Source organism: Micromonospora orduensis, assembly GCF_006228125.1.
GTDB classification, from domain to species: Bacteria; Actinomycetota; Actinomycetes; order Mycobacteriales; family Micromonosporaceae; genus Micromonospora; species Micromonospora orduensis.
The window spans coordinates 1-6,203 of the sequence record NZ_VDFY01000059.1 but is presented as its reverse complement, the minus strand read 5'-3'; the positions used below and the strand labels follow the sequence as shown (position 1 = coordinate 6,203).

The following is a 6,203-nucleotide window of genomic DNA, read 5'->3' as shown; positions in this document are numbered from 1 at the left end:
CCCCGCCCCCCCACCGGCGACGGACCGGCGGACCGAATCTGGCTGAAGTCGGTGACCGTCGCCGGTTTCCGCGGTGTCGGCCCGGAGCGGACCCTCCAGGTCGACCCGGGCCCGGGCCTCACAGTGGTCGTGGGCCGCAACGGCTCCGGCAAGTCCAGCTTCGCCGAGGCCGTCGAGCTCGCCCTCACCGGTGACAGCGCCCGGTGGGCCGACAAGACCAGCGTGTGGCGTACGGGATGGCGCAACCTGCACAACCCGGACCCGTGCTGGGTCGACGTGGAGCTGCGGGTCGACGGGGTGGCCACGCCGACCCGGGTGAACCGGGCGTGGCCGGTCGGAGCCGAGCTGGCCGACGCCGAGGTGACGGTCACCAGCGCCCGGGGTCGGCACGCCGGCCTCTCCGAGCTGGGTCTGGCCCGTCCGCTGGAGCTGTACCGGCCGTTCCTCACCGCCGCCGAGCTGGGCAGGCTCGCCGCCGGCACGCAGAGTCAGCTCTTCGACGCCCTCTTCGCGATCCTCGGCCTGGACGCGCTCGCCGACGCCGATCAGCGTCTGTTGCGCGCCGCCCGGCCGCACGACGCCATCATCAAGGAGGTACGTGCACAGCGCGCCGCCCTGGTCGACGCGCTCAGCGGTATCGCTGATGACCGCGCCCGGCGGACCGCCGCGCTGCTGCGGGGTCGGGGTGCGGTCGACCTCGGTGCGGTGACGGCGGTCCTCGACGAGCCGGACGAGGCGACCACCGACCGGGACGTGCTGCTCTGCCGGGAACTCGCCGCCCTCGCCCCGCCGCCGGTCGACGAGGTGACCCGGCTGGCCGGTCAGCTGCGGGCGGCGGCGGCAGAGGCGCTGCGCTACGACGGTGGCCGGTCCCGGGCCGCGCTGCGCAGCGCCGAACTGCTCCGCCTCGCCCTCGAACACCATGAGGACGAGGGCGACGGGTCGTGCCCGGTCTGCGCCACCGGCACCCTGGACGGTGGGTGGCGTGCCGCCGCCGCGCAGTCGCTCACCGAACTCCGGCAGCGCAGCGTCGCCGCCCAGACGGCGACGACCCGGCTCACGGCACTCTTGCGGCAGACGCACCACCTGATCGACGACCTCACGGTGCCCGAGGGCCCCGGGTCGGAGCCGACGGTCGGGGCGCTGCGTGACGCCGTGGCCGCGCTGCGGCGCGTACCCGGGGAGCCGGCTGAACTGGCCGACCACCTGGCGGCGCGGTATCCGGCGGTGGTGACGGCGGCGGACGCGGCGCGCGCGTACGCCGAGGGGTTTCTTCGGCAGCGCGACACCGGCTGGCGGGCGGCGGCGGCCGAGGTGCGCGAGTGGGTGGCCGCGGCCGGCGGGTTGCCGGCCCGGGAGGCGACGCTTACCCGGTTGAAGGCCGCGCGTGCGTGGCTGAAGGACGCCGGTACGGAGATTCGCAGCGAGCGGGTCGCGCCGTTCGCCGGGCACTCGCGGCGGATCTGGGCGCAGCTGCGGCAGGAGAGCAACGTCGAGCTGGGGTCGATGACGTTGGAAGGCGCGAACACCCGGCGGCGGGTGGTCTTCCCGGTCAGCGTGGACGGCGCCAGCAACGGTACCGCGCTGGGTGTGATGAGTCAGGGTGAGATGCAGGCGCTGGGGCTGGCCACCTTCCTGCCCCGCAGCTGTGCTCCGGAGAGCCCGTTCCGGTTCATCGTGGTCGACGACCCGGTGCAGAGCATGGATCCGTCGAAGGTGGACGGTCTCGCGCGGGTGCTCGCCGAGCTGGCTGAGCAGCGGCAGGTGGTCGTCTTCACCCACGACACCCGGCTGCCGGACGCGGTTCGCCGGCTCGACCTGGGCAAGGCGCGGATCATCGAGGTGACCCGGGCGGAGCGCTCGGTGGTGACGCTGCGGCCCAGCTCCGACCCGGTGACCCGCTACCTGGACGACGCGTACGCGCTGGCACGCAACGAGGAGATCCCAGTGGAGGTGCGCGTGCCGGTGGTGGCGGAGCTGTGCCGTTCGGCGGTGGAGGCGGCATGCCATCAGGCGGTCTGGCGCACCCGGGTCGCGCGGGGTGTCCCGCACGCCGACATCGAGGCGGCCATCCAGACGGCGTCTCGACGGCTCGCCACCATCGTCGCGTTGGCGTTGTTCGACGACCCCGATCGGGGCGGTGACGTGCGCAACGAACTCCTCCGCCGGCACGGACGACGGGCGGCGAACGCGTACCAGGCGTGTCGGGAAGGCGTGCACGGGGCGTATCTGGCGGACCTGCCCGCCCTGGTCGCGGACGCACGCCTCCTCGCGGTGGCGCTGTCGTGAGCGCGCCGACGCCACAGCGCTGCCTGGCGGCGGCCGACCAGCTGCTGCGCGGGTCCGGTCTGCTCGGTGCCACGGCGGTGTCCGCCGGCTGGTGGCCGCGGGCCTGCGCCTGCCTGATCCGGCTCGCCCTCGAAGGCGGCGTCGACGCCTACTGGCGGCGGGTGAAGCCGACCGTGGCGGCGTGCCGGCAGGGCCGCGCGAAGCAGTTGATGCTGCGAGGGCGGCTCGGTCCGGGCACCGAAACCGCCCGCCGGGTGGCGTTTGCCTGGGCGACGCTCTCCGCCGCCACCCACCACCACTGCTACGAGCTGGCTCCGACGGCGGCGGAGCTGCGTCGCCTGCACACCGAGGTGAGCACCCTGCTCGCGCAGTTACAGCTAACCACCAGCACCACGAGCTGACCCCTATCGATGACTCAACCAGCCAAGAGGAACAACGCCTTGTCCTACCAGCCTGGATACGACCCGACCCGCCCGCAGCCGCCGATCTCGGCCGCTCCGGTCAGTCCCTACCCGCCGATCCACTACCACCCGCTGCTGCCCCAGGTGGTGGTGCAGGCACCGCCCTCGTCCAGCACCGCCACCGCGTCGATGGTCCTCGGCATCCTCGGCATCCTCGGTGGCTGGTGCCTGTTCGGGCTGCCCTGCGTCCTCGCGGTCATCCTCGGCCACGTCGGCCTGCACGAGACTCGGAACGGCACGAGGTCCGGGCGGGGCATGGCCGTGACGGGTCTGATCCTCGGCTACGTCTTCGTCGGTCCGATGATCGCGCTGACGGTCCTGGTCTTCTTCGGCGGTCTGATTGGCGCGGCAACTCCAACCCCAACAGCAGGTCCGTGAACACCGCAGCCGCCATCGGTGATTGCGGTATCGAGACCAGCTCCCCACGAAGCACAATCTGATCAGTCACTCGCATGTAGACACTGCGCGCGATGAGGTACCGCTCCGGATGAGCCGCGGTCACCACGTTCGCACCTACTGTAATGCTCTCGCTGTCGATCATGAAGGATGTGGAATGGTGCTTCAGGCCGAGGGATCCGAGAACGAATCCTCCACACCCATCGATAACGATGCCCCGGACACGACGGTGTCGCCTGAAGATGAACCCACCGTCAGCCTGGTCGAGATCGAGCCGGGAGTGGCCGTTCTCTTCGCGGACCAGGTGCCCGCCGGCTTCGAACTGATCCCTCTCAAGATGATGAGTGCTCGAACAAGCCAAGGACTGACCGACAAGCTCGCGATGGCCTCGGGCATCGGCAATGTGGCGGCGCAGGGCGCACAGGGCGCGACCGCCGTGCAGGGGCTGGTGCGTCTGTCGCCCCAGACTCTGCAAGCGCTCAAGACGGCGCGACCGATGACGTCGGGCGGCTGGAACCTGGGCGCGCTCGTCACGAGCAAGGGAAAAATCGCCGCCTCGGTCCGCTGGGCACCTGTCACGGGGGCGCAGACCGCATCCATACTCACCGCTCTCGGGCCCGCCGCCGCGCTCCTGGCGCTGCAGGTACAGCTGGCGTCGATCTCACGTCGTATCGACGAGAACGTCCAACTCACCCGTGACGTTCTTCGCGCCCTGCACGAGGATCAGTGGGCGGCGCTGCTCGGCCTGCATGAGACGACGGTGCGGGCGGTACGCGAGTCGCAGGCTGCCGGCACCGTCAACGATCACATCTTCGCCTCCATCGCGACCAAGGACGCTGACCTCCGCAAGCAGCGGCACCTCTTCATGTCGCTCGTCCACGGGCATATCACGGCGCTCGACAGTGATGGGCAGAACCGTCGCACCTACGTCCTGAGGAACGTCGAGCAGATCCTCGCCGACGCGCACGGCATGCTCATGGCGGAGTGGTCCTGGTATCGCTACCAGGTGTTGCGCGCGGGCCACATCAGCCGCGACGAGGCGAATGCGGACGAGAACGAACGACTGTTGGCCGAGTTGGTCGCCGAGACCCAGCGCGAACACACTCAAGCCATGGACGACGTGGCGAACTTGCTCATCGGCCTGGAGCGCCAGTGCCGTCTGATCGCCGAATTGCCGGCCGAGCGCAGTCTGCCGTTCACCACCAAGCGTCAGAACATCCGAGACACCGTGGCCATGGCCGAGGCGCTGGCCGAGCGGGTGGCGGTCCTTCGCGACCAAGTACACACTCAACCCGCTCCGCTGGATCCGCCGCTCACGGTGTTCGCCGAGACTGTGCCGGATGAGGTGCTGCGGATCCTCCGTTGGATCGTGCCTGGCGAGGAGTCACTACTGGCCATCGCCGATGTCAATCTCGACCGTCTCGTCGGCGAGGATGCCTACCTCGGCGTGACACCCACCCGTCTCTTCATCTCGGCGCAGAGCGCGGTGCGCAAACAAGGCACCATCGAGCGCGAGTTTCCCCTCTCGGACGTTCGCTACGTGCGGTTCCGCGAACGCGACAAGCGAGGCCCGGTTCTGGACGTCATCACCACGGACGAGAACATCAGGCTCACTTTCGACGACTGGGCTGGCAAGGGGCGAGGGCTGGACGACAGCCGCCGGCTCGCCAATCTCCTGGCCGCAGCGATGGATCTGCCCGAATCGGAGCGGCGTACCGACCCGCTGCTAGGCGCCTCAAAGGAACGGGCGATCAGCCGGTAACCGCAAGGAGTTCAGCATCGAGCCGCCGTTGGCGCGCAGCTCGTACGGGTAGGGTCCAATCATGACGATCCCCCACCTGACGGCCGCCGACGGCACCGCCCTGCCGGCGATCGGGCTGGGCACGTACCGGCTGAACGGTTCGGCGGGAGTCGACGCGATCGGTCAGGCGATCCGGGCGGGTTACCGGCTGATCGACTCCGCGGTGAACTACGAGAACGAGGGCGCGGTGGGTCGGGCCGTACGGGCGGCCGGCGGCGTCCGCGACGAGCTGGTGGTGACGTCGAAGCTGCCGGGGCGGCACCACCGTTTCGACGAGGCGATGACCACCATCGAGGAGAGCGTGTTCCGCACCGGCCTCGACCGGATCGACCTCTACCTGATCCACTGGCCGAACCCGAATGTCGACCTGTACGTGCAGGCGTGGCGGGCGTTGGTCGAGGCGCGCGAGCGTGGCCTGGTCCGGCACATCGGCCTGTCGAACTTCCTGCCTGAGCACATCGACCGGCTGGTGGCCGAGACCGGCGTCGCCCCGGTGGTCAACCAGATCGAGGTGCATCCGTACTTCCCGCAGCAGGACGCGATCGACTACCACCGTGAGCACGGGATCCTCGTGCAGGGCTGGAGTCCGCTCGGGCACGGCAACGACCTGCAACAGCACCCGACGGTGGTGGAGATCGCGTCCGCCCACGGCATCAGCCCGGCGCAGACCATCCTCGCCTGGCACGTGGCCCGCCAGGTGATCCCGCTGCCCAAGGCAGCCTCCCCGCAGCGGCAGGTCGAGAACCTGAACGTCTTCGGCATCCCGCTCACCGATGCCGAGGTGGAGGCCATCACCGCGTTGGGCCGCCCGGACGGGCGGCTCGCGGACCAGGACCCGGCGGTGTACGAGGAGTTCTGAGCCGGGCGGGCGCGGTGTGGAGGATACGAAGCGTGAGTACGTCCGAGCGGAGACTGCGACGAGCGTTATGACTGGGAGTCATGGATATACCTGTGAGTCATAACGCTCACTGACACATCCGCCCCGAGAGGGCCGCGCACACCCGCCCTGGGCTGGCGCGGGCGGAGTCGTCGCGGCACCCGGACCGGCAGCGGCGGTCGGGACGGTGGACAGGCCGTGCTCGCGCGTCTGCGGGGGCGTCGGCGGGACCACGTGGTCGAAGAACCCGCCGGGACTGCACCCGGTTCGGTTGACTCCTGACCTGTGAGGATCTGTTCCTCGCTGGAAGGATGTCTGTCATGCCGAAAGCGTTCCCCCTGGAGTTCCGCCGCGACGTCGTCGCGGTCGCCCGTAAGGG

At 70.2% G+C, this 6,203-nt stretch carries 5 protein-coding genes; all 5 read left to right on the top strand.

What is annotated here, in order from left to right; translation table 11 throughout:
• On the top strand, positions 1–2,289 hold a 2,289-nt coding region (locus FHG89_RS00835; RefSeq protein WP_139581981.1), incomplete at its 5' end, for an ATP-binding protein.
• Positions 2,286–2,690, top strand: a complete 405-nt coding sequence (locus tag FHG89_RS00830) for a hypothetical protein (protein ID WP_139581980.1) — start codon at positions 2,286–2,288, stop codon at positions 2,688–2,690. The genes FHG89_RS00835 and FHG89_RS00830, both read left to right, overlap by 4 nt.
• A gap of 39 nt (positions 2,691–2,729) precedes the next feature.
• Positions 2,730–3,128 (top strand): DUF4190 domain-containing protein, encoded by a 399-nt coding sequence (locus FHG89_RS00825; RefSeq protein ID WP_167517315.1) that lies wholly within the window; start codon positions 2,730–2,732, stop codon positions 3,126–3,128.
• A 175-nt stretch (positions 3,129–3,303) separates the two neighbouring features.
• On the top strand, positions 3,304–4,908 hold the full coding sequence (locus FHG89_RS00820) for a hypothetical protein (RefSeq protein WP_139581978.1): 1,605 nt from the start codon (positions 3,304–3,306) through the stop codon (positions 4,906–4,908).
• A gap of 61 nt (positions 4,909–4,969) precedes the next feature.
• Positions 4,970–5,806 carry an aldo/keto reductase gene (locus FHG89_RS00815; protein WP_139581977.1) on the top strand — a complete coding sequence of 279 codons (837 nt, stop codon included), beginning with the start codon at positions 4,970–4,972 and terminating at the stop codon, positions 5,804–5,806.
• Positions 5,807–6,203 lie beyond the last annotated feature (397 nt).

Coding starts and splice junctions, on each gene's coding strand:
- FHG89_RS00820 (WP_139581978.1), top strand. CDS start 3,304: ATGGTGCTTCAGGCCGAGGGATCCGAGAACGAATCCTCCACACCCATC.
- FHG89_RS00815 (WP_139581977.1), top strand. CDS start 4,970: ATGACGATCCCCCACCTGACGGCCGCCGACGGCACCGCCCTGCCGGCG.